We start from the raw sequence: 18,453 nt of genomic DNA, 5'->3' as shown, positions 1-18,453 counted from the left end.
GGCAGTCATGAACACCACGACGCCGGAGCCGGAAGGCACCGTGCCGTACGACGGACCGCGGCACACCCCGGTCATCGCGCAGGAGGCGACCACCGAGATCCCCGTGCACCTCCTCTTCCGCGACGACACCCAGCCGATCGCGCTGCGGCCCGCCGTCGTGGCGCGACGGCAGGGCACCGGTGAGCAGCCGAAGATCGGGCGCAGACCCGGCGCGTCCCGGCCGCCGGTCCCCCCGCTCCGGCCCGCGCCGCCCGCCGACCCGGAACTGTTCGAGCGGCCCGGACCCGCGCTGCCCGGCTGGATCGGGCTGGTCGCCGGGGCGTGCGCACTCGCCGGGACCGGCGCGGTGCTGTGGGGGGCAGGGGCGTTGCCCGGCGTGGTGGCGATGCTGCTGGGGCTGACCCCCCATCCGTACAGCGGACTCGGCTTCGGGCTGTGGTGTCTGCTCGCGCTCGGCGTGGCCCTGGTGCTGTTCGCCTTCGGCGGGCTCGGGCGCGGGCACGTCGGGTACGCCCTGGTGCTGACGCTCTTCGGCGACTACCGGGGGAGTGTGCGGCGTACGGGACTGATGTGGGTGAGCCCGCTCGTGCTGCGCCGCCGGGTCGACGTACGGCTGCGGCACTGGCGCAGCGAACCGATGCCGGCGGTGGACGCCGACGGTACAGCCCTGCGTGTCGTGGTGATGGTGGTGTGGCGGATCGGGGACACGGCGCGGGCGGCCCTCGGCGTCGCGGACCATGAGCAGTATCTGCGCGAGCAGGTGGAGGCGGCGATGGCGCGGGTGCTCTCGCAGTTGCCGGCGGACGCCTTCCATGAGGACGCCCCGACCCTGCGCAATGCGGAGGCGGTCGGCGACGCGCTGACGCGCATGCTGTCGGCGGAGTGCGCGCCGGTGGGGATCGAGGTCTTCTCGGCGCAGCCGACGGGGATCGAGTACGCGCCCGAGGTCGCGGCCGCGATGCGGCGCAGGCGGATCGCGGCGATCGACGCCAAGCACCGGGACACTGTCCTGACTTCGGTGGTTGACGCGGTGCAGGACACCGTGGACCGGCTGACCGCGTGCGGACTGGTCGAACTCGACGACTACGAGCGCAAGGCTCTGGTGAAGGACCTCACCGTTGCTTTCTGTACGGGGCACTCGGCAGCGGCCGAGGGTTCGTGACGGGGCTGGGCCGTGATTGGTCTGGACATGATGAACTCCCGTCAATACATTGGGACTTGGTCTAGACCGGAATAAGCCTTCCGCACGCGTGCAGCACGGCTCACAGAACTCCCCCACGTTCTCCTGGAGCGAAGCATGCGCAAACAGATAGGTGCGGCCCTGGTCGGCCTTGCCGTGACGGGCGCCACCCTGCTCGCCACCGGCAGTGCCAGCAGCCATGGTTACACCGACTCACCCATCAGCCGCCAGAAGCTCTGTGCCAACGGCACGGTCGGCAACTGCGGCCCGATTCAGTGGGAACCGCAGAGTGTCGAGGGCCCCAAGGGGTTCCCGGCCGCGGGTCCCGCCGACGGAAAGATCTGCTCGGCCGGCCTCGGCCAGTTCGCGCAACTCGACGATCCGCGCGGCGGGGCATGGCCCACCACCAAGGTCTCCTCGGGTCAGAACTACACATTCCGCTGGCAGTTCACGGCCCGGCACCGGACGACCGACTTCACGTACTACATCACCAAGAGCGGCTGGAATCCCCACCAGCCGCTGACCAGGGCGGCGCTCGAGTCGCAGCCGTTCCTGACCGTCCCGTACGGCGGCAACCAGCCGCCGGCCACCCTGTCGCACTCCGGAAATCTCCCGCAGAGGTCCGGACGGCATCTGATTCTGGCGGTGTGGACCGTGCACGACACGGCGAATGCCTTCTACGCCTGCTCGGATGTTCAGTTCTGACAGATAGTCAGTTACTGTGCGGAGCCCGCGACGATGACCGTCGCGGAGCTCGTACGGCGCCAATGGGGCGACCATCGGGTGGGGCTGAGCTGCCAGAGCCGCGCGCTCAGCCACCATCAGACCGCCGCGGGCGCCGCCGCACGGGCCGCGCTCCTCGTGGGCCTCGTGCCGCGAGGAGCCGAGCCGCACTTCGGGGTGGATCTCGACTGCACCCCGGGGTATCCCCTGTGGCTCAGCGCGGCGGCCCCGGCCGGGGCCGCCGCGGCGCACATCGATCCGCCCCCGGTCGCTGCGGCGCGAATCTGCCACATCGGGGTGGGACAGCAATCCACCCCGGCGCCGCGGTAGGGCCAGGCGTACCCCGCACACCCCCACTGCGCCGATGGTGCGGCAAGCGCCTGCGCGTCTAACGTGGCCGGCATGGACGCCCGCACCCCCTGGCAGGCCCTCACCAGGGGCAACTACCTCCGCAGCGCCTGGCCCTGGCGCTCCGCCGGGTATCTGGCGAGCAGTGCGCTCACCGGGATCGCCGCCCTCCTCGCCCTTGTCGTCCTCGTCGTCTTCTCGCTGATACTCGTCGGCCTGCCGCTGCTCGTCCTCGCCGGGGTCGCCCTCGCCGTTCTCGAGCGGCGCAGGCTGAGGCTCGTCGACCTCGAGCCCGCCCCCAGCCCCCACCGCACCCCCGCCGAACCGGGCTTGGGCGCCTGGCTGCGGCTGCGGCTCACCGAGCAGGCGACCTGGCGGGAGCTCGCGTACGGACTGCTCCACGCTCTCGTGCTGTGGCCGCTCGACGCGCTGGCCGTGGCCGTCGCGATCGGCGTGCCCGCCGCGATGACGGCCGCACCCGTCCAGTTGGCGCTCGACGGGGAGGAAGCGAGGGTCGTCAAGGGGCCCCTGGTCACGACCTATCCGCAGGCGTTCGCGGCGGCGGTCGCCGGGCTCGTACTCCTGGCCGTACTGCTCCATCCGCTCGCCGCGCTGGCCGGCGCGCGCGCCCAGCTCACCCGGCTGCTCCTCGCACCCCGCGAGAGTGAGCTGCGCGACCGGCTCACCGAGGTGACCCGGTCCCGGGCCCGGCTGGTCTCCGCCTTCGAGGCCGAACGGCGGCGTATCGAGCGGGACTTGCACGACGGGGCCCAGCAGCGACTGGTCGCCCTGACCATGACGCTCGGGCTGGCGCGGCTCGACGTAACCGCAGGTCCCCTCGCCGACCGGCTCGCCACCGCGCACGACGAGGCCGGTCAGGTCCTGACCGAACTGCGCGAACTGATCCACGGCATCCATCCGCAGGTGCTCGCCGACTACGGCCTCGGCGCCGCCCTCGCCGACGCCGCCGACCGGTCCGCCGTGCCGGTCGACACCGCTGTCGAGCTGCCCCGGCTGGACCGGTCCGTCGAGACCGCCGCGTACTTCGCGGTCTGCGAGGCGCTCGCCAATGTCGCCAAGCACAGCGGCGCGGACCGGGCCGGACTCACGGCCCGGCACCGGCACGGCATGCTGGAGATCTCGGTACGGGACGACGGCGCGGGCGGAGCCGACCCCGCGCACGGCAGCGGCCTCACCGGGCTCGCCGACCGGATCGCCGTCCTCGATGGCACACTGACGATCACCAGCCCGCCGGACGGGCCGACCGTGCTGCGTGTGGAGATCCCGTGCGAACCGACAGAGAGCCGGCCGACAGAGAGCCGACCGGCAGCCGGCGAACTGGCAGCGGGCCGACCGGCAGCGAGCGAACCGGCAGGCCGCTCACGGTAGTTCTGGCAGAGGACAGCGTGCTGCTGCGCGAGGGCCTGATCGGCCTGCTCGCCCGCTTCGGCCACCAGACCGTCGCGGCCGTCGGCGACGCGGACGCGCTGCGCGACGCCGTCGCCGCGCACGACCCCGACATCGTGGTCACCGACGTCCGGATGCCGCCCGGCTTCCAGGACGAGGGCCTGCGCGCCGCCGTCGCCCTGCGCGCCGAACGCCCGTCCCTGCCCGTGCTGGTCCTCAGCCAGTACGTCCAGCGCTCGTACGCCACCGAACTGCTGGACGTGGGCGACGGCACCGGCGTCGGTTACCTCCTCAAGGACCGGATCGGCCACATCGAGGAGTTCCTGGACGCGCTCACCCGGGTCGCCGCGGGCGGCACGGTCGTCGACCCCGAAGTCGTACGCCAGTTGCTGCGCCGCCGCCGCGACCCGCTTCAGGCGCTGACCCCGCGCGAGCGCGAAGTCCTCGCCCTGGTCGCGGAGGGCAGGTCGAATGCGTCGATCGCCCGCGCGCTGGTGGTCACGGAGGCGGCCGTCGGCAAACACATCGGCAACATCCTGGGCAAGCTGGACCTGCCACCGGCCGAGGACACCCACCGCCGGGTGCTCGCGGTGCTCGCCTTCCTCCGCGCCTAGGCGTTTCGGATCTTGCACCGGGCTTGCGTGCCCCGGCACGGCACCGCGACGGCTGCTGTGGCCGAAAACACATCTGGGGCTCCTCGGATGACCGAGAAGCCCCAGATGATCAGTTGTGCGCCGCCAGGGACTCGAACCCCGGACCCGCTGATTAAGAGTCAGCTGCTCTAACCAACTGAGCTAGCGGCGCCTGCTGACCCGTAAATAATACCTGCTCGCGGGCGGTGCTCCGAACCTGCTCTAGATCGCCAGCGACAGCACTACCGGGGCCGCCCTGCGGTTCAGTGTGTCCGCCGCCGAGCGCAGCCGGTGGGCGTGCTCGATCGGGAGGGACAGGGCCAGACACCCCACCGCCGCACCCGCCGTCAGCGGGACCGCCGCGCAGACCGTGCCCACCGCGTACTCCTGGAGGTCCAGCATCGGGACCGTCGGGGGCTGGCTGTCCAGCTTCGAGAAGAGCAGCTGCTCGCTGGTGATCGTCCGCGAGGTGAGGCGGGCGATCTTGTGGCGGGAGAGGTGGTCGCGGCGGCCGTTCTGGTCGAGCTGGGTCAGCAGGCATTTGCCGACCGCGCTCGCGTGGGCCGCCGAGCGGAAGTCCACCCACTCGTTGACCTTCGGAGTACGCGGGCTGTCGGCGAACTGCATGATCTTCACCTCGCCGTCGATGTACCGGCTGATGTAGACCGCCGCGCCGACCGAGTCGCGCAGCTCGGTGAGGGTGTCCTGCAGCTTTGCCTCCAGAGCCTGCTTGCGGGTGACACCCGATCCGAGCAGTATCAGGGAGTCACCTATGACATAGGCGCCGTCCACGACCTGCTCCACGTAGCCCTCACGGCGCAGCATCGCCAGCATGGGGGCCAGATGGCCGGTCGGCAGACCGGTCTCTCGCGCGATCTGGACGTCGGTGACGCCACCCCCGTGCTTGGAGATCGTTTCAAGGACGCGCAGGACGTATTGCACCGAGTGGAACGGCGCGGTTGGCTCTGGCTTCAGCGCCACGGTTTCCCCCTAGCAGGTTGTGACCGCAAGCTTCCGTACCACGATAGCGGCCAAGAGGCGTTTCAGGGGCGGCTGTTGGCGAGAATGATGGCGCGCCCCAGCCTCATACGCTGGGGCGCATCACCGTGACATATGCCAGAGTCACACTCTTGGAGTGGAGTGAGAGGTCAGAGCACCGCACCGAGAAACTCGCGAGTACGATCATGTGCCGGGTCGGAGAAGATTTTCTCCGGAGATCCGGACTCGATGACCTTCCCCGAGTCGAACATCAGCACCTCGTCGGAGATGTCCCGGGCGAAGCTCATCTCGTGCGTGACGCAGAGCATCGTGATGTCGGTGGAGCGGGCGATGTCGCGCAGCACGTCCAGCACCCCGGCGACCAGCTCGGGGTCGAGTGCCGAGGTCACCTCGTCGAGCAGCAGCACCTGCGGCCGCATCGCCAGCGCGCGGGCGATCGCCACCCGCTGCTGCTGGCCGCCCGAGAGCTGCGTCGGCTTCGCGTCGCAGCGGTCGCCCAGGCCCACCAGGTCCAGCAGCCCCTTCGCGCGCTCCGCCGCCTCGTCCTTGTCCATGCCGAGCACCCGTACCGGAGCCTCGGTGATGTTCCGCAGGGCGGTCATGTTCGGGAACAGGTTGAACTGCTGGAAGACCATGCCGATCTGCTTGCGCGCCTCGCGGCGCTCCTTCTCGGCGGCCGGAAACAGCCGTTGGCCGTTCACCTGGATCGTGCCCTCGTCGGGCGACTCCAGCGTCATCAGCAGCCGCAGGATCGTCGTCTTGCCGGACCCGGACGGGCCGATCAGCGTGACGTGCTTCCCGGGCTTCACCGAGAAGCAGAGGTTGTCCAGGACGGTGTTGTCGCCGAAGCGCTTCGTCACGTTCTCGAAGCGGATCAGCTCACTGGGCGTGTCGGTGGTCAGGTCAGCGGACAAGGCGGCGCTCCAGGGTTCGTACGAGAAGAGAAGCCGGGTAGGCGATGAGGATGAAGGCGATACCGATCACCGTCAGAGGCTCGGTGTACTGGAAGGTCGCGGCGCTCTCCAGCCGCGACTGCTGGAGCATTTCCAGCACGCCGATCGCGGCGACCAGCGGGGTGTCCTTCAGCATCGCGATGACGTAGTTGCCCAGCGCCGGCGTGATGCGCCGGAACGCCTGCGGCAGGATCACCGCGAACCAGGTGCGGTGGGCGGGCAGGCTCAGCGCCTTCGCCGCCTCCCACTGACCGGCCGGCACGGCTTCGATACCGGCCCGGTAGACCTGTGCGGTGTACGTCGAGTAGTGCAGCCCGATCGCGAGGGTGCCTGTCGTCAGCGCCGAGAACTGCACGCCCCACTCCGGCAGTACGAAGTAGAGGAAGAACAGCTGCACCAGCAGTGGCGTGGTGCGGATGAACTCGGTGACGACGTTCACCGGCCACCGGATGAAGCGGGTCGGCGCCCTGAACCCGATCGCCCAGACCAGGCCGAGCGTGAAGGAGATCAGCGAGCCGAGCGCGAGGATCTGCAGCGTGATGAGCACGCCGTCCCAGAAGCGCGGCATGAAGTCCGCGACCGCGGACCAGTCCCAGTTCACTTCGCGCCACCTCCGGAGACCGCGACGCCGATATTCCTCTTGGTCTTCTTCTCGAGTGCCTTCATGGAGCGGGTGATGCCGAACGCGAGCACGAAGTAGATGACCAGGCTGATGGTGTAGATCTGCGCGCTCTCCTGGGTGGCCAGGCGCACCAGATAGGCGGCGAAGGAGACATCGCCGACGCCGAGCAGCGACACCAGCGCCGTGCCCTTGAGCAGCTCGACCAGCAGATTGCAGAAGGACGGCATCATCTCGGGCACCGCCTGCGGCAGCAGGATCAGCCGCATCCGCTGCCAGGGCGTGAAGCTGAGCGCGACCCCCGCCTCGCGCTGAGCCGGAGCCACCGAGTTCAGCGCGCCACGCACGATCTCGGCGCCGTACGCCCCGTAGGACAGGCCGAGCGCGAGCACCGCCGCCCACATCGGGACCAGCTGCCAGCCCAGCAGCGGCGGCAGTACGAAGAACAGCCAGAACATCAGGATCAGCGCGGAGGTGCCGCGGAAGATCTCGGTGTAGAAGCCCGCCAGGAAGCGGACGAAGCGGGAGCTGTGGGTGCGGGCGATGCCGACCGTGAAGGCGACGGCGGCGGCCAGCGCCGCGCTGTACACCAGCAGTTGGACGGTGATCCAGATGCCCGGGAGGACCCAGTTCTGCCAGAGTCCGGCTGTCATCGGCACAGCTCCTCGGCAGTGAGCGTGGTCATCTCGTTCTTCGTGAAGCCGAACGGCTCCAGAATGCGGAAGAGTTCGCCGCTCTTCTTCATCTTGTGGATCTCGACGTTGAAGGCGTCACGCAGTTCGGTGTCGGTGGGGCGGAAGGCGAAGCCCCCGCCGTCGATCTTCTTCTTGCCGTCGACCACGGCCGCGAAGGGCTTGGTCGCCTCGGCCTTCCTGCTCTTCCTCACCACATCGCGGGCGGTGAGTGCGGTACCGGCGAAGACGTCGACCCGGCCCGACTCGACCGCGTTCAGCCCCGCCACCTGGTCCTGGAGGATGACGATGTCCTTCTCCGGGAAGCCGGCGGCGACCGCGTAGTCGATCTCCGCATAGCCGGTTCCGGTGGCGAACTTCGCCTTGGACCTCACCACGTCCTCGTACGTCCGCACATTCTTCGGATTGCCCTTGCGCACGATGAAAGAGTCGAGCATCTGGTACTCGGGGTCGGCGAAGATGACCTGCTCGCAGCGCTCCTTGTTGATGTACATCCCGGCCGAGACGACGTCGAACTGCTGGGAGTTCAGCCCGGGTATGAGCGAGGCGAAGTCGGTGGCGACGGGCTGGACGTCGGCTATGCCCAGCCGCTTGAAGATGACGCGGGCCAGTTCAGGTGCCTCGCCCGTGAACTCGCCCTGTTCGTCGACATAGCCGTACGGCTTCTCGCCGGCGATGCCCAGGCGCACGGTGCCCTGGGACTTGAGCCGGGCCAGAGCGTCGCCGGAAGGGACCCGGCTGCAGCCCGCCGTGCCCACGGCACCGAGCGTGCCGACGGCCGCGGTGCCGAGCAGCAGTGTGCGTCTGCGTATCGATCCTGCTTGTCTTGTACGAGCCATGGCCGCGCGGCTACCCGGCTCCGAGCGGGGTATGCGTACGAGATGGCCGACCGATACGTGACTGTAGCCCTCGACAAGCGCGGTGTGCGCTGCACCGCGAAGCTTCTGGACGACAAGGCCCCGCTGACCTGTGCCGCAGTGTGGGAGGCACTGCCGCTCGCCGGGGATGTCTATCACGCGAAGTATGCCCGTAACGAAATCTATGCCCTGGTCCCGGCGTTCGCGGAGCAGGAGCCTCCGCTGGAGAACCCGACGGTGACTCCCATTCCGGGCGATCTCTGCTATTTCACCTTCGCCGACGTGGAGCTGGGCACGGCGTCGTACGGATACGGCGACAAGGCCACCCACGCCGGCCGCCGCACCGTCGTCGACCTCGCCCTGTTCTACGAGCGCAACAACCTGCTGCTCAACGGCGACACCGGATGGGTGCCCGGGATCGTCTGGGGCACGGTGGTCGACGGCCTCGACCGGATGGCCGAGGCCTGCCAGGACCTGTGGCGGGCGGGCGCGCTGGGGGAGACCCTCAGCTTCCGGCGGGCGGAGTAGGACCCGGGATCCGGGCGGCGCCCGACTCGTAGAGCGCATGCGCCGCCCGCAGCACCAGCGCGTCCGCATGCCGCGCGCCGATCAGCTGGACGCCGACCGGCAGCCCGTCCTCGTCCACCCCGCACGGCACCGTCGCGGCGGGCTGCTGGGTCAGGTTGAAGGGGTAGGTGAAGGGAGTCCACCCCGTCCAGCGGTGGTGCCCGGAGCGCGCCGGGGCCTCAACACCCGCTTCGAAGGCGGTGATCGGCAGGGTCGGGGTGACCAGCAGGTCGTACGAGCTGTGGAACCGCCCCATGCTCCGGCCGAGCGCCATCCGGGTGTCCACGGCCGCGAGATACTCCAGCGCGCTGTACCGCGCTCCGATGCCGCAGATCTCCCGCAGCCCCGGGTCCAGCGACTCCCGCTGCTCCTTGCCGAGATGCTGCACCAGCCGGGCCGCACCGCTGAACCACAGGGTGTGGAAGGCCTCCACCGGATCGGCGATGTCGGGGTCGGACTCCTCGATGTACGCCCCGAGGTCCGCCAGCGCCCCCACCGCCCGCCGCACCGCGGACGCGACCGCCGGGCGCACCGCCACCTGGCCGCCGAAGGACGGTGAGTAGGCGATCCGCAGGCCCTTCACGCCCTCGCGGAGGGTGTCGCGGACGCTGTCCGCCGGGCCCAGATGCGACCAGTCCCGCCAGTCCTCGCCGCTGATCACATCGAGCAGCAGCGCGGCGTCCGCGGCGTCCCGTGTCATCGGGCCCGCGTGGGCGAGCGTCCCGAAGGGGCTGGAGGGGTACAACGGCACCCGTCCGTACGTCGGTTTCAGTCCGAAGATCCCGCAGAAGGAGGCGGGGATACGGACCGAGCCGCCGCCGTCCGTGCCGATCGACAGTGGCCCCGCGCCGAACGCCACGGCGGCCGCGCTGCCGCCGCTGGAGCCGCCGGCCGTCCGCCCGGTGTCGTACGGATTGCGCGTCACTCCGTGCCGCGGCGAGTCGGTGACGCCCTTCCAGCCGAACTCGGGGGTCGTCGTCTTGCCGAGGAAGACGGCGCCGTGCGCGCGCATCCGGGCCACGGACGGCGCGTCCTCGTCCCAACTGCCCTGCGTGCTCGTGGTGCGGGAGCCGCGCAGGGTCGGGGCGCCGCGCTGCAGAAGCAGGTCCTTCACGGTGACGGGCACCCCGTCGAGCAGCCCCTGCGGTTCCTTTCTGCGCCACCGCTCGGCGGAGATCTCCGCCTGGGCCAGTGCCTGTTCGGCATCGACCCGCACGAAGGCATTGACCAGCGGCTGCACCACTTCGATCCGTTCCAGCGCCGCGCGGGTCGCGTCGACGGGGGAGAAGGTGCCCTTGTCGTAGCCGGCCAGCAGTTGACGAGCGGTCAGGTCCGCCAGGGAATCGGGGGAATCCATGGGATCGGTCCGGGAATCGGTCGGGGAGTGGGTCCGGGGGTCGGTCGTGCGGGGATCAGTCATGCATGGGGACGTACCCACGTTTCTTGTCCACCACGTTCAGAAGAGGCTTTCCGGCCATCCACAGTTCGTACAGCTCGACGAACTGCTCACCCAGCCGGTCGCGCCAGCCGACCGTGTCGCCGCTCATGTGGGGCGACACGATCAGCCCCGGAACGTCCCAGAGCGCGTTGTCGGGGCTGAGCGGTTCGGAGACGAAGACATCCAGGGCCGCCCCCGCGATCCAGCGCTTCTTCAGCGCGGCGACGAGATCGTCCTCCACGACCAGCGGACCGCGCCCCACATTGATGAAGCGGGCCGACGGCTGCATCAGGCCGAAGCGCCGCTTGTCGAACATCCCGCGCGTCGCCTCGGTGAGGGGCGCGGCACATACGACCCAGTCGGCGCGGGAGAGCAGCGGATCGAGGTCCTCCGTACCATGGATACCGGTGCGGGCGGTGCGTCCCACGACCGCCACGGTGACACCGAGCGCCTCCAGCGAGCGGGCCACGGCCCGGCCGATGGGGCCCGCGCCGACGACCGTGGCCCGGGTGCCGGCCACGCGCAGCCCCTCGCGGTGGCGCCAGCGCCGCTGCCGCTGGAGCTCGAGCGTCCCGGTGAGGTCCTTCGCCATGGCGAGCACCAGTGCGGCCACGTATTCGGCGATCGGCTCCTCGAAGACGCCTCGGGCATTGGTCAGCACCGTGTCGGAGGCGATCAGCTCGGGGCAGAGCAGCCGGTCCACGCCCGCGCTGGGGGTGTGCACCCAGCGCGGTCTCGGCCCCTCGCCCGGCCAGGCCAGACGTACCGCGTCGGAGGTGAAGTCCCATACCAACAAGACGTCTGCGTCGGGGAGTTGGGCCGCGAGCGACTGCTCGTCGGCGTAGACGACACGGGCCCGTCCGGTCAGCCGGCCGAGGCGCGGCGGGGGGTCCGCCGCCAGTACGAGGAGGGTCGGTTCAGACATCAAGCGGAAGCCGTTTCGTAACGTCTGACATGTACGGATTGACCCACGCTCGCACCCGAACCTAACGTCGTCAACAACACGCTAAGGGGGCCTGCGATGGATGTCTCCTTTCTCGGCGGACCGCAGCCGCAGCACGGTGTTGGTGTGGTCGCTCCGTTCGATTTCGCCCTGGACCGGGAGCTGTGGCGCTGGGTCCCCGACGATGTCTCGCTGCGTCTGACCCGTACCCCGTTCGTGCCCGTGGAAGTCTCGCTGGACCTGGCCCGCCTGGTGAGCGAGCACGAGACGCTGCGTGACGCGGTACGGGCGCTGGGCGCGTCCGAGCCCGAGGTGGTCGCCTATGCCTGTACGTCGGGCAGTTTCGTGGGCGGTCTGGCCGGGGAGCGGGCCATGTGCGAGGCAATGAGCTCGGCGGGGGAAGTGCCCTCGCTGACCACCTCGGGCGCCCTGCTCGCCGCACTGGACGAGCTGGGCGCCCGTCGTATTGCCCTGGTCACGCCCTATACGGAGTCGGTGACCCAGTCATTGGAGGAGTATCTGGGAGAAGCTGGGGTAACGGTCACGGGCCGCGCCTTTCTCGGACTGACCCGGCACATCTGGAAGGTGCCGTACCGCTCGGTGGTGGACATGGCGCGGCAGGCGGTGGTGGGCGCGGCGGACGCGCTCTTCATCAGCTGTACGAACCTGCCGACGTACGACGCGATCCCGCAGCTGGAGGCCGAACTGAGAATGCCGGTGCTCTCCGCGAACCAGGTGACGATGTGGGCGGCGCTGCGCGCGATCGGCGTGCACGCGGTCGGCCCGTACCAGGGACTGCTGCTCCAGCCGGAGACCCAGCCCGAACTGCCCGCGGCCGCACAGGCCGCACAGGCGGGCCAGGCCGCGCAGCCGCAGATCCCGCAGGCCATCCAGGCTCAGTCCGAAGAACAGGAAGGCTGGACATGACGACAGTCGGACTTCTCTACCCCGGCCACTCCGCCGAGGACGACTACCCCCGGCTCGAAGTGCTCCTCAACAGCGACATCAGAGTGCCCGTCGTCCACACCGACATCGGCGAGGACGCGCACCGCGTCGACGCACTGCTGGAGATGGGCTCGGCGGACCGGCTCGCCGCTGGCGTGGAGGAGCTGCGGCTCGCGGGAGCGGAGTCGGTGGTGTGGGCCTGCACCAGCGGGAGCTTCGTGTACGGCTGGGAGGGGGCGCACGAGCAGATCCGCTCGCTCGCGCTGGCGGCGGGGCTGCCCGCGTCGAGCACGTCGTTCGCCTTCACCCACGCCGTACGGCAGCTGGGCGCCGAGCGGGTCGCGGTCGCCGCGACCTATCCGCAGGACGTCACGGCGCTCTTCACCGCCTTCCTCAAGGCGTCCGGGGCCGAGGTGGTCGCGGACCGGGCGAGCGGCATCGTCACGGCCGCCGAGGTCGGCACCTGGGGCCGGGCGGAGGTGCTGGAGCTGGCGCGCTCGGGCGACCACCCGGACGCGGAGGTGGTGCTGCTGCCGGACACGGCCCTGCACACGGTGGCGTACCTGGACGAGCTGGAGGAGGCGCTGGGCAAGCCGGTCCTCACCGCGAACCAGGTGACGGTGTGGGAGGGGCTGCGGCTGGCGGAGCGGCGGGCCTGGGGAAAGAAGCTGGGCACGCTCTTCGCCCGTCCGGAATAGCCTGCCGGGAATAAACCGGAGTTACCCTCCTGTTTGCCTGGGTCGAACGTACTTCTTGGCGCAGGAGGGCTTGACCGGTGGACGACGCAACGCACGGTGACGCACGGCACGGTGACCCGGTACGGGGTGACGCGATACAGGGTGAACCGATGCAGGGCGACGCGGCACAGGGTGACGCGATTCGGGGCACGGCGAACGGAACCGCAGCCGTGCCCCTGTCCGTACTGGACCTGGTCACGGTCGGCAGCGGCCGTACCGCGACCGATGCCCTGCGCACCAGCGTGGACATCGCCCGGCTCGCCGAACGCCGTGGCTACCACCGCCACTGGGTCGCCGAGCACCACTCCATGCCGGGCGTCGCCTCGTCGTCCCCGGCCGTGATCCTCGCCCATCTCGCCGCCCACACCGAGCGCATCCGGCTCGGCTCGGGCGGCGTGATGCTGCCCAACCACGCCCCGCTGGTGATCGCCGAGCAGTTCGGCACCCTGGAGGCGCTCGCCCCGGGCCGCGTCGACCTGGGTCTGGGCCGGGCCCCCGGCACCGACGGCGCCACCGCCGCGGCGCTGAGGCGCACCGACCGGCTCCACGAGGGCGCCGACGACTTCCCGCAACAGCTCGCCGAGCTGACCCGGTTCCTGGACGACGACTTCCCCGACGGGCATCCGTACGCGCGTATCCACGCGGTACCGGGACCGGTGCAGGGCCCCTCGGCCCGTCCGCCGGTCTGGCTGCTCGGCTCCTCCGGCTTCAGCGCCCGGCTGGCCGGCGTGCTGGGACTGCCCTTCGCCTTCGCCCACCACTTCTCCGCGCAGAACACCGTCCCGGCGCTGGACCTCTACCGCGAGTCGTTCCGTCCCTCCGCCGTGCTGGATGCGCCGTACGCGCTGATCGGCGTCGCCGCGCTCGCCTCGGACGACGAGAAGGAGGCCCGCCGCCAGGTGCTGACCGGCGCGCTGTCCATGCTCCGGCTGCGCACCGGCCGGCCCGGACTGATCCCCACGCCCGAGGAGGCGGAGGCGTACGCATTCAGTTCCGCGGAGCGGGAGTTCGTGGACGGCTGGCTGGCGAACGTCGTCCACGGCACCCCGGACGCGGTGCGCACCGGCCTGGACGATCTCCAGAAGCGCACGGGCGCCGACGAGTTGATGATCACGGCCAATGCGCACGGCGGCGAGGTGCGGCTGCGCAGCTACGGCCTGATTGCGGACGCGTACGACCTGCCCGCCTGACCGAGTGGTTCATCGAGTGGTTCATTCCTGAACTGCCCGAACTGGACGCCCTTAATGGAATCTTAAACCGCTCGTCACCGATGGTGGCGAGCGGCTTCGTGCGCCGGGTGTGCGCCGGATGTGCCTGTGACAAGCGATTTCCTCGCGAAATTGGTCTAGTCCTCAATTTGGTTCAGACCATTGACGCGGTACTGGCCGAATCGCTATCACTTCACCAACCACCGTTCCGCACACCCCCCTCGGAGGCTGTACGTGCGCTCCCGCAGACCCTTGCTCGCGGCCCTGACGACCGCCGCGCTCGCCGCCGGCGTCCTGGCCGGTGTTGCCGCCTCAGGACCCGCAGGTGCGGTCGGTGACGACATCAGGACCGCCGCCGCGTCCACCGGCGGCGTGAAGATCGCGTACTACGACCAGTGGAGCGTGTACGGCAACGCCTTCTACCCCAAGCACCTGGACACCCGGGGCATCGCGGGCAAGCTCGACGTCATCAACTACTCCTTCGGCAACATCCACCCCACCGAGCTGACCTGCTTCGAGGCGAACAAGGCGGCGGGCGACGACAACAACCCCAACGCGGGTGACGGCGCGGGCGATGCGTACGCCGACTATCAGAAGTCCTTCGCCGCGGCGGACAGCGTGGACGGCGTCGCAGACACCTGGAACCAGCCGATCGTGGGCGTCTTCAACCAGTTCAAGGAGCTGAAGGCGAAGCACCCCGAGCTGAAGATCAATATCTCGCTGGGCGGCTGGACCTACTCGAAGTACTTCCACGACGCGGCCAGGACGGACGCGAGCCGCAAGAAGCTGGTGGCGTCCTGCATCAAGCAGTACATCGCCGGCGACCTGCCGGTCGAGGGCGGCTACGGCGGCCCCGGCGCCGCCGCCGGGATCTTCGACGGCATCGACATCGACTGGGAGTACCCGGGTTCGCCGGGCGGCCACCTCGGCAACCACTACGGCCCCGAGGACAAGGCCAACTTCACACTCCTGCTGGCCGAGTTCCGCAAGCAGCTCGATGAGTACGGCACGGCGCACGGCGGCAAGAAGTACCTGCTGACGGCCGCTCTCCCGGCCGGTCAGGACAAGATCAAGTACATCGAGACGGACAAGATCGGCGCGTACCTCGACTACGCGAACATCATGACGTACGACATGCACGGCGCCTGGGACGCGGACGGCCCGACGTACCACCAGTCGCCGCTGTACTCGCCGGCGTCCGACCCGACCGACCCGATCGCGCCCGGCACGCAGAAGTACTCGATCGACAACGCCATCGACTCCTGGCTCGACGGCAATGCGGCGTACGGCATCGCGGGCGGTTTCCCGGCGAACAAGCTGACGCTGGGATACGAGTTCTACTACCGCGGCTGGAAGGGCGTCCCGGCCGGCGCGAGGAACGGCCTCGCGCAGAGCGCGACCGGCGCCTCGGGCGCCCGCCCGGTGAGCCAGCAGGCGGGCATCGCCCACTACAAGGAGCTCGGCGGCATCGTCGACAACGCGGCGACGACGTACTGGGACGACGAGGCCAAGGCGTCGTACTTCTACCAGGACGGCGAGTTCTTCACCGGCCTGGACAAGCGGGCGATCCAGGCCCGCGCGGACTATGCGCACAGCCGGGGCCTGGCGGGCGCGATGATGTACTCGCTGCTCGGCCTGGACGCGAACACGACGCTGTTCAACGACATCGTGACGGCGGTCGGCGGCACGCCCGGCCCCGGCCCGGACCCGACCGGCCCGACGCCTTCTCCGTCGAACCCGACGCCCTCTCCCTCCGGCCCCACGCCGTCCCCGTCCGGCCCGCAGCCCGGCTGCCCGGCCCCGGCCTGGTCCGCGACCCCGGCGTACACGGGCACGACCCAGGTGTCCCACAAGGGCCACCTCTGGAAGGCCAGGTGGTGGACCCAGGGCGAGGAGCCGGGCACCACGGGCGAGTGGGGCGTCTGGCAGGACCTGGGCGCCTGCTGACCCCCTGGCTCTCCGCCTCCCTGCCCCCCCCACAGGCCGCCGCCCCCACCCGGATCTTCCCGGGTTGGGGGCGGTCGGTTCCGGTGGCCGGGCACCCGGCGAGGGCGGGCACCCGGCGAGGCAGGGTGCCCGCAGGCCGTCAGGCCGACAGCGCGCTGACGGCGATCAGCTCCGCGATCCGCTCCGGAGCCACCGCCCGCGAGTACAGCCACCCCTGGCCCGTGTCGCAGCCGATCCGCCGCAGGCGGGACGCCTGGCCCGCCGTTTCCACGCACTCCGCCGTGACCGTCAGACCGAGCCGGTGCGCCAGTTCGACCATCGCCTCCACGATCGTCTCGTCCGCCGGGTTGGGATGCGCCTCGTCCTGGAAGCCGCGAACAAACGATCCGTCGAGTTTCAGTACGGAGACGGGCAGCCGGCTCAGATACGCGAGGTTGGAGTATCCGGTCCCGAAGTCGTCGATGGCGATCTGCACGCCCATGTCGCTGAGCGCCTGAAGCGCCTGGAGCGGGCGGCCCGCCGAGCCCATGACCGCGGACTCGGTGAGCTCCAGCTGCAGCAGATGTGGCTCCAGCCCCGTCTCGGCCAGGATCTCCGCCACGTCCGCGACCAGGTCGGAGTCCCACACCTGGCGTACGGCGACATTGACGCTGACGAACAGCGGCGGGGTGTCCGGGTGGTCCTTCTGCCACTGGCGGGCCTGGCGGCACGCCGTACGGAGCACCCACTGCCCGAGCTGGATGATCGAGCCGTCCTCCTCGGCGATTGTGATGAACCGATTCGGCGCAAGAGTGCCGAACTGCGGGTGGTGCCAGCGCACCAGCGCCTCCACGCCTCGCGTGACTCCGTCCGCCATCCCCACCAACGGCTGGTACTCCAGCGCGAATTCCCCGCGCTCCACCGCCGGCCGTAGCGTGCTGGCCAGCGCCTGACGGGTCATCCGGTGCGCGTTGCGCTCGGGGTCGAAGAGGGTCCAGCGGGCCCTGCCGTCCGCCTTTGCCCAGTACAGCGTGGTGTCCGCGGCCTGCATCAGACCGGTCGCGCTCGTGCCTGTCACCGATCGCTCCACCACCCCGATCGAGGCCGAGACCGAAAGCCGCTGTCCGGACAGGTCGAACGGCTGCTGGAGCGAGGCCAGCACGCGCTGGGCGAGAGCGGCGAGCTGCTCCGTACCGGTGGAGTCCTCGACGAGGAGCGCGAACTCGTCGCCGCCGAGCCGGGCCACCAGATGACCGCCGCTGTGGCCGTCGCTGTCGGCGCACTCGGTGAGCCGGTCGGCGACGGCGGCGAGCAGCCGGTCGCCGACCCGGTGGCCGAGGGTGTCGTTGACCGCCTTGAAGCCGTCGAGGTCCAGGTAGCACAGCCCGATCCGCCCGGTGGAGCCATGGTCGTACGGCGATGACTCCAGCGCCGCCGACAGCCGCTCGAAGAAGAGCGTGCGGTTGGGCAGCCGCGTCACCAGGTCGTGCATCTGGAGATGGCGCAGCCGTGCATGCAGCTCGCGCCGCTCGCTGATGTCCGCGACGGAGAGCAGCACATTCCGGCTGTCCGGTACGGGCGCGACGGTGACCTCGGCCCACAGCGAGCGCCCGTCGGGGTGCTTGAGACGCCGGGTGCAGCGGAAGCGGGAGCGGCGGCCGCGCAGCACTTCGCGGTACGCGTGCCAGGTGCGGCCGTCCGAGGCGAGGTCGACGAGCTCGGCCGCGGACTGCTCCTGCAGATCGGTGGGTTCGGTGTCGAGCAGCGCGGCGAGGGCGTCGTTCGCGGTCACCACGAGGCCTCTGTGGTCGACGACGGCCATCGCGAGGTGCGCGGCGTTGAACGCGGCCCGGTAGTCACGCAGCTCGGCAGCGGTCCGGCCGACATGGTGACGCTCAGTGACTGACGGCAGGGTGTTACCGGTCATTGCGACTCCCGCGGGCCCTGGTCCTTCGGAGGTTCCGCTCACCGCTCACTCCCGCAGTGCAGTTGTGTCGTACAGGTTCGTACGCATGTGGTCGGGGACAGCCGGCCAAGGCAGTCGACGAAGAAGTCCTGGATGAAGTCCGGGAAGAAGCCGGGGAAGACGTCGGGAAAGTGTGCCGATCATAGAGGCTGCCCCTCGGCCGTTCCAGCTATGCCGCTCTGGAGAGGCCCGCTGATGACCCACGGACGATCGTTTCTGCACAGGTCTGAGCCCTGGTCGATTCCGTCCTGACCGGTTGTGACGTTCCGTGAGCCTTCGGAGTGTCGGCCGCGACCCGGTGGATATCGGGTCG

The 18,453-nt window shown here is 70.1% G+C and carries 17 protein-coding genes, 1 tRNA gene and 1 pseudogene; 10 read left to right on the top strand and 9 right to left on the bottom strand.

Annotation, left to right across the window (positions count from 1 at the left end):
* Positions 1-7: 7 nt before the first annotated feature.
* From OG883_RS26285 to OG883_RS26265, 5 genes and pseudogenes are all read left to right on the top strand, one after another.
* Positions 8-1,162: an SPFH domain-containing protein gene (locus OG883_RS26285; protein ID WP_266545446.1), complete on the top strand. Its 1,155-nt coding sequence runs from the start codon at positions 8-10 to the stop codon at positions 1,160-1,162.
* A 135-nt stretch (positions 1,163-1,297) separates the two neighbouring features.
* Positions 1,298-1,885 carry a lytic polysaccharide monooxygenase gene (locus OG883_RS26280; RefSeq protein ID WP_266545443.1) on the top strand — a complete coding sequence of 196 codons (588 nt, stop codon included), beginning with the start codon at positions 1,298-1,300 and terminating at the stop codon, positions 1,883-1,885.
* 33 nt (positions 1,886-1,918) lie between these two features.
* A pseudogene (locus OG883_RS26275) lies at positions 1,919-2,164 on the top strand (acyl-CoA synthetase); the annotation flags it as partial.
* Between the two features lie 141 nt (positions 2,165-2,305).
* Positions 2,306-3,640: a sensor histidine kinase gene (locus OG883_RS26270; RefSeq protein WP_266545440.1), complete on the top strand. Its 1,335-nt coding sequence runs from the start codon at positions 2,306-2,308 to the stop codon at positions 3,638-3,640.
* A 17-nt stretch (positions 3,641-3,657) separates the two neighbouring features.
* Positions 3,658-4,272, top strand: a complete 615-nt coding sequence (locus OG883_RS26265) for a response regulator transcription factor (RefSeq protein ID WP_266545437.1) — start codon at positions 3,658-3,660, stop codon at positions 4,270-4,272.
* 116 nt (positions 4,273-4,388) lie between these two features.
* Here OG883_RS26265 and OG883_RS26260 read toward each other — a convergent pair.
* The 6 genes from OG883_RS26260 to ehuB all read right to left on the bottom strand — a co-directional run bounded on the left by OG883_RS26260 (position 4,389) and on the right by ehuB (position 8,392).
* A tRNA-Lys gene (locus tag OG883_RS26260) sits at positions 4,389-4,462 on the bottom strand.
* Between the two features lie 50 nt (positions 4,463-4,512).
* Positions 4,513-5,271, bottom strand: coding sequence for an IclR family transcriptional regulator (locus OG883_RS26255; protein ID WP_266545434.1), 759 nt, complete (start codon positions 5,269-5,271; stop codon positions 4,513-4,515).
* Positions 5,272-5,438: 167 nt separating this feature from the next.
* Positions 5,439-6,203, bottom strand: a complete 765-nt coding sequence (locus tag OG883_RS26250) for an amino acid ABC transporter ATP-binding protein (RefSeq protein WP_266545431.1) — start codon at positions 6,201-6,203, stop codon at positions 5,439-5,441.
* Positions 6,193-6,843 carry an ectoine/hydroxyectoine ABC transporter permease subunit EhuD gene (ehuD, locus tag OG883_RS26245; protein ID WP_266545428.1) on the bottom strand — a complete coding sequence of 217 codons (651 nt, stop codon included), beginning with the start codon at positions 6,841-6,843 and terminating at the stop codon, positions 6,193-6,195. Before ehuD ends, OG883_RS26250 begins: the two co-directional genes overlap by 11 nt.
* Positions 6,840-7,514: an ectoine/hydroxyectoine ABC transporter permease subunit EhuC gene (gene ehuC / locus OG883_RS26240; RefSeq protein ID WP_266545426.1), complete on the bottom strand. Its 675-nt coding sequence runs from the start codon at positions 7,512-7,514 to the stop codon at positions 6,840-6,842. The genes ehuD and ehuC overlap by 4 nt, the downstream gene beginning before the upstream one ends.
* Positions 7,511-8,392 carry an ectoine/hydroxyectoine ABC transporter substrate-binding protein EhuB gene (ehuB, locus tag OG883_RS26235; protein ID WP_266545423.1) on the bottom strand — a complete coding sequence of 294 codons (882 nt, stop codon included), beginning with the start codon at positions 8,390-8,392 and terminating at the stop codon, positions 7,511-7,513. Before ehuB ends, ehuC begins: the two co-directional genes overlap by 4 nt.
* A 42-nt stretch (positions 8,393-8,434) precedes the next feature.
* Here ehuB and OG883_RS26230 point away from each other — a divergent pair, with 42 nt between their 5' ends.
* Complete coding sequence (locus OG883_RS26230) at positions 8,435-8,938, top strand: DUF3830 family protein (RefSeq protein WP_266545420.1); 504 nt, start codon at positions 8,435-8,437, stop codon at positions 8,936-8,938.
* On the opposite strand, the gene OG883_RS26225 is transcribed toward OG883_RS26230, so the two are convergent.
* Together OG883_RS26225 and OG883_RS26220 are read right to left on the bottom strand one after the other, a co-directional pair.
* A complete protein-coding gene (locus OG883_RS26225) occupies positions 8,916-10,334 on the bottom strand; it encodes an amidase (protein WP_266549447.1) in 1,419 nt (472 codons plus the stop codon). The genes OG883_RS26230 and OG883_RS26225 overlap by 23 nt on opposite strands.
* Before the next feature lie 55 nt (positions 10,335-10,389).
* Positions 10,390-11,340, bottom strand: coding sequence for a D-2-hydroxyacid dehydrogenase (locus OG883_RS26220; protein ID WP_266545417.1), 951 nt, complete (start codon positions 11,338-11,340; stop codon positions 10,390-10,392).
* Positions 11,341-11,436: 96 nt separating this feature from the next.
* Here OG883_RS26220 and OG883_RS26215 point away from each other — a divergent pair, with 96 nt between their 5' ends.
* The 4 genes from OG883_RS26215 (at position 11,437) to OG883_RS26200 (ending at position 16,195) form a co-directional block, all read left to right on the top strand.
* Complete coding sequence (locus OG883_RS26215) at positions 11,437-12,285, top strand: decarboxylase (protein WP_266545414.1); 849 nt, start codon at positions 11,437-11,439, stop codon at positions 12,283-12,285.
* Positions 12,282-13,001: a decarboxylase gene (locus tag OG883_RS26210; RefSeq protein ID WP_266545411.1), complete on the top strand. Its 720-nt coding sequence runs from the start codon at positions 12,282-12,284 to the stop codon at positions 12,999-13,001. Before OG883_RS26215 ends, OG883_RS26210 begins: the two co-directional genes overlap by 4 nt.
* 149 nt (positions 13,002-13,150) lie before the next feature.
* The gene (locus OG883_RS26205) at positions 13,151-14,230 is read left to right on the top strand and encodes an LLM class flavin-dependent oxidoreductase (RefSeq protein WP_266549444.1); all 1,080 of its coding nucleotides are present in this window, start codon (positions 13,151-13,153) and stop codon (positions 14,228-14,230) included.
* 252 nt (positions 14,231-14,482) lie between these two features.
* Entirely contained in the window at positions 14,483-16,195 is a 1,713-nt protein-coding gene (locus OG883_RS26200) for a glycosyl hydrolase family 18 protein (RefSeq protein WP_266545408.1), read from the top strand.
* Positions 16,196-16,334: 139 nt separating this feature from the next.
* On the opposite strand, the gene OG883_RS26195 is transcribed toward OG883_RS26200, so the two are convergent.
* Positions 16,335-18,101, bottom strand: a complete 1,767-nt coding sequence (locus OG883_RS26195; RefSeq protein ID WP_266545405.1) for a bifunctional diguanylate cyclase/phosphodiesterase — start codon at positions 18,099-18,101, stop codon at positions 16,335-16,337.
* Positions 18,102-18,453: the final 352 nt, after the last annotated feature.

This window comes from Streptomyces sp. NBC_01142 (genome assembly GCF_026341125.1).
Lineage (GTDB): Bacteria > Actinomycetota > Actinomycetes > Streptomycetales > Streptomycetaceae > Streptomyces.
The sequence above is the reverse complement of the archived record's forward strand: the minus strand, read 5'-3'. Positions and strand labels throughout refer to the sequence as shown.